Annotated in this window: 1 protein-coding gene; it reads left to right on the plus strand. The window is 67.3% G+C overall.

Annotated elements, in window-relative coordinates; translation table 11 throughout:
* On the plus strand, nt 1-4,645 hold a 4,645-nt coding region (locus tag A5736_RS10885), incomplete at both ends, for a non-ribosomal peptide synthetase (protein WP_139333252.1).

A 4,645-nucleotide genomic window follows, 5' to 3' on the forward strand; every position in this document is an offset into this window, starting at 1 on the left:
TCAACCGAGCCGCCGGCCAACCCGTGGCATCAACGACCTGCCATCCGAAGTCGGCCCCCTCGGCGGGCACCACCACCGGCTACCGCGCACCCACCACACCCGCCGAGGAGATCCTGGCCGCCATCTACGCCCAAGTCCTCGGCATGGAACGCGTCGGAATCGACGACTCCTTCTTCGACCTCGGCGGCGACAGCATCCTGTCGATGCAAGTGGTCACGCGCGCGCGTGCCGCCGGCCTCACCTGCAAACCGCGTGACATTTTCGTCGAGCAGACCGTGTCCCGGCTGGCGCGGGTGGCCGGGGTCGCGACCGGCGCCGGCGACGCGATCGATGACGGTGTGGGGCCGGTCGACGCGACCCCGATCATGCGATGGTTGCACGACGTCGACGGTCCGGTGGAGCAGTTCAACCAGACCGTGGTGGTGCAGGCTCCCGCGGGGGTGACCGAGTCCGACGTGGTGCTCGTGGTGCAGGCCCTGATTGATCGACACGCCATGCTGCGGCTGCGCGTCGGCGAGGACTGGTCGCTGACCGTTCCCGAGCCGGGGTCGGTGGACGCCAACGCGTGCGTGCAATCGGTGAGCGCGTTGTCCGATGTAGAGCTTTTCCAAGCGCGAGCCCGACTGAATCCGGCGGCCGGGACGATGGTCAGCGCGCTGTGGGTCGCGGGCACGGGCCAGTTGGCGCTGATCATCCATCATCTCGCAGTCGACGGCGTGTCATGGCGAATCCTGTTGGAGGACTTGAACATCGCGTGGGCACAGCACCGCAGCGGCGAGCCGGTGGCCTTGCCGGCGGGCGGGACGTCGTTCGCGGGGTGGGCCGCGCTGCTGACCGAGCACGCCCAACACCCGACGGTGCTAGAACAGGCCGAGGCCTGGCGCCAGGTGGCCGCCGCCCCCGCCGCACTGGCCGCGGTGCAACCCGAACTCGACACCTATGCCAGCGCTGGGCACCTGTCGATGGACCTCGACGTCGAGACCACCCGCATGCTGCTCGGTGAGGTGCCCGCGGCGTTCCACGCCGGGATACAGGACATCCTGTTGATCGGATTCGCCCTCGCGCTGGCGCAATTCGAGGCCAGCGGCAGCGCGCCGATCGGCATCGACGTCGAGGGCCACGGCCGCCACGACGAACATTTCCCCGACGTCGACCTGTCGCGCACGGTGGGCTGGTTCACCACCAAATACCCGGTGGCCCTGACGGTTGGCCGACTGTCCTGGACGCAGGTCATTGCCGGCGAGGCCGCGCTGGGGGCGGTGATCAACGACGTCAAAGAACAGCTCCGCGCCCTGCCCGACCCATTGACTTACGGTCTGCTGCGCTATCTGAACGCCGACGTCGACCTGGCCGGGTCCGACCCGCCGATCGGATTCAACTATCTGGGACGCCTGGGCGCAGCGGCCGAGCCGTCCGGCGAATTGTGGCGGATCAGCGAGGATGGCCTGTCGGCCACCGGCGCGGCGACGGCGATACCCATGCCGTTGGCGCACACGGTCGACCTCAACATCGCCACCGTCGACACCCACGCCGGCCCCCACCTGCACGCCAACTGGACGTGGGCGCCGTCGGCCCTAGACGACATCAAGATCAGCCGCCTCGCCCAGTTGTGGTTCGACGCGCTGGCCGGCATCTGCGCGCGCGTTCAGCGCGGCGGGGGCGGATTGACCCCGTCCGACATCGCGCCGGCACGGCTTGGGCAGCACCAAATCGACGCGCTGCGAAAGCAATACACCATCGCCGATGTTCTGCCACTGACCCCGATGCAACACGGGCTGCTCTTCCACGCCAGCACCGCGCACGGAAGCGGCGACGATGTGTACGCGATGCAGCTGGACATCACCGTAAGCGGTCCCCTCGACCAGCACCGGCTGCGCGCAGCGGTGGACACGGTGGTCCGCCGCCATCCCAACCTGGCGGCCATATTCTGCCAACAGTTCGACGAACCGGTCCAGATCATCCCCGCCGATCCCCAGACGCCGTGGCGGTACGTCGCAGTCGGCGGCGACGATCTCGACGAGCAGATCGACCAACTGTGCGCCAGCGAACGCGCGGCAGTCTGCGACCTCACCGACCCGCCGGCGTTCCGGGTGGCGCTGATTCGCGCCGCGCAAGACCAGCACCGGATTGTGTTGACCGCTCACCACATCGTGCTGGATGGCTGGTCGCTGCCGATCCTGCTGCGGGAGATCTTCGCGGGCTATTACGGGCAGCGGCTGCCCGCGCCGATCCCGTATCGCAGGTTTGTCAGCTGGCTGGCGGACCGAGACCTCGATGTCGCCCGCACAGCGTGGCGCGAGGTGCTGGCCGGCTTCGACACTCCCACGCTTGTGGGCCCGCCGGGGCGGGCGCAGCTGGGGCCGCGAGGCGTTACCTCTCGTCGTTTGCCGGCCGAGATCACGCTTGCGCTAGGCGATCTGGCCCGCTCGCAGCACACCACCGTCAACACCGTGCTGCAGGCGGCGTGGGCGCTGCTGCTGACTTCGCTGACCGGCCGGCATGACGTCGCCTTCGGCGTCGCGGTCTCGGGTCGGCCCGCCGAGGTGTCCGGTGCGGACTCGATGGTCGGCATGTTGATCAACACCGTGCCGGTGCGGGCGAGAGTCACACCGGCGACCACCACCGCCGACCTGATCGATCAGTTGCAAAGCGCCCACACCAAAACCCTTGAGCATCAACATCTGTCGCTGAGCGACATTCACCGCATCAGTGGCCACGACCAACTGTTCGACACCCTGTTCGTGTTCCAGAACTTTCCGATCGACACCGGCGCACCATTGGGCGTCGACGGGTTGAACATCACCGATTTCGCTAGCCGCGAATTCAATCATTACCCGCTCACGGTGCAAGCCACGCCGGGCGTAGAACTGGGCCTGCGCGTCGAATTCGACACCGATGTGTTCGGCGCGGCGAGCGTCGAGGCGCTGATCGAGCGGTTCCGGCGGGTGCTGGTGGCGATGACGGCCGATCCCGTGCGACGGCTGTCATCGGTCGATCTGCTCGATGCCGACGAGCGTGCCCGCCTCGATCGGTGGGGCAATCAGACGGTCCTGACCGAGCCGGCACCCGCTTCGGCATCGATTCCGACGCTGTTCGCCGCCCAAGTCCTACGCGCTCCCGACGCGGTCGCGCTGACTTACGGGGGCAGCTCGATGACCTACCGGGAGCTGGACGAGGCCGCAAACCGCTTGGCGCACTTGCTGGCCGGCGAGGGTGCCGGCCCCGGCGAGTCTGTGGCGCTGCTATTGCCCCGCTCAGCCGAGGCGGTTGTAGCGATATTCGCGGTGCTCAAGACGGGGGCCGCGTATCTGCCGATCGACGCCGCGCTGCCTGGCGCGCGGATCGAATTCATGCTCACCGACGCCGCACCTCTCGCGGCGATCACCACCACCGAATTGGGCGACCGACTGGCGGGGCATGAGTTGGTCGTCGTCGATATCGACGACCCGCGTATTGATACGCACCCCTGCACGGCGTTGCCGGAGCCGCGCCCGGATGATGTCGCCTACCTGATCTACACCTCGGGGACCACCGGCGTGCCCAAAGGTGTGGCGGTCACCCATCGCAATGTCACCCGGCTGGTCGAAGCGCTCGACGACGTGGACGTGGGGCTGGCAGCGGGGCAGGTGTGGACCCAGTGTCACTCGTTGGCGTTCGACTTCTCGGTGGGCGAAATCTTCGGTGCGCTCCTCGGTGGTTCACGGCTGGTAGTGGTGCCCGAATCGGTGACCCGGTCCCCGGACGACTTGCGCGCCTTGCTGGTTGCCGAACAGGTCAGCGTGTTGAGCCAGACCCCGTCGGCGTTTTATGCGCTGCAAACCATCGACGCGCCATCGCCAAAGTCGGATCAGCTCAAACTCGAGACCGTGGTGTTCGGCGGGGAAGCGCTGGAACCACAGCGTCTTCGTGCATGGCGGAACCGCCACCCAGGATTGCCGCGCCTGATCAACATGTACGGCATCACCGAGACGACTGTGCATGCCTCGATGCGCGAGATCATCAACACGGACCTGGATAGCAAGGCCAGCCCAATTGGGGCGCCGTTGCCGGACCTGGCGTTTTTTGTGCTCGACGAATGGTTGCACCGGGTGCCCGACGGCGTGGTGGGGGAATTGTATGTGGCGGGCCGCGGTGTGGGGCTTGGGTATTGGCGCCGTTCGGGGTTGACCGCGTCGCGGTTTGTGGCGTGCCCATTCGGCCGGGGTCGGATGTATCGCACCGGGGATTTGGTGCGGTGGCGCTCTGATGGGCAGCTCGAGTATTTGGGGCGCGCCGATGAGCAGGTCAAGATTCGCGGCTATCGGATCGAACGCGGCGAAATCCAAACCGCCCTAATGGAGCTCGACGGGGTCGAGTGGGCGGCGGTGATCGCACGCGAGGATCGCCCCGGCGACAAGCGGCTGGTCGGTTACGTTTCCGGGGCGGCGGATCCGGGCGGTTTGCGCGCTGCGTTGGCTGATCGGTTGCCTGCCTACATGGTTCCCGCCGCAGTGGTGGTTCTCGACGAGTTGCCGGTGACGGTCAATGGCAAGCTCGATACTCGCGCGCTGCCCGCCCCCGAATACGGGACCGAACGGTATCGGGCCCCGGCCACTCCGAGCGAGGAGATTCTGGCCGGGATTTATGCCCAGGTGCTTGGGGTGCC

Origin of the sequence: Mycobacterium sp. SP-6446, assembly GCF_001954045.1 — a bacterium.
Lineage (GTDB): Bacteria > Actinomycetota > Actinomycetes > Mycobacteriales > Mycobacteriaceae > Mycobacterium.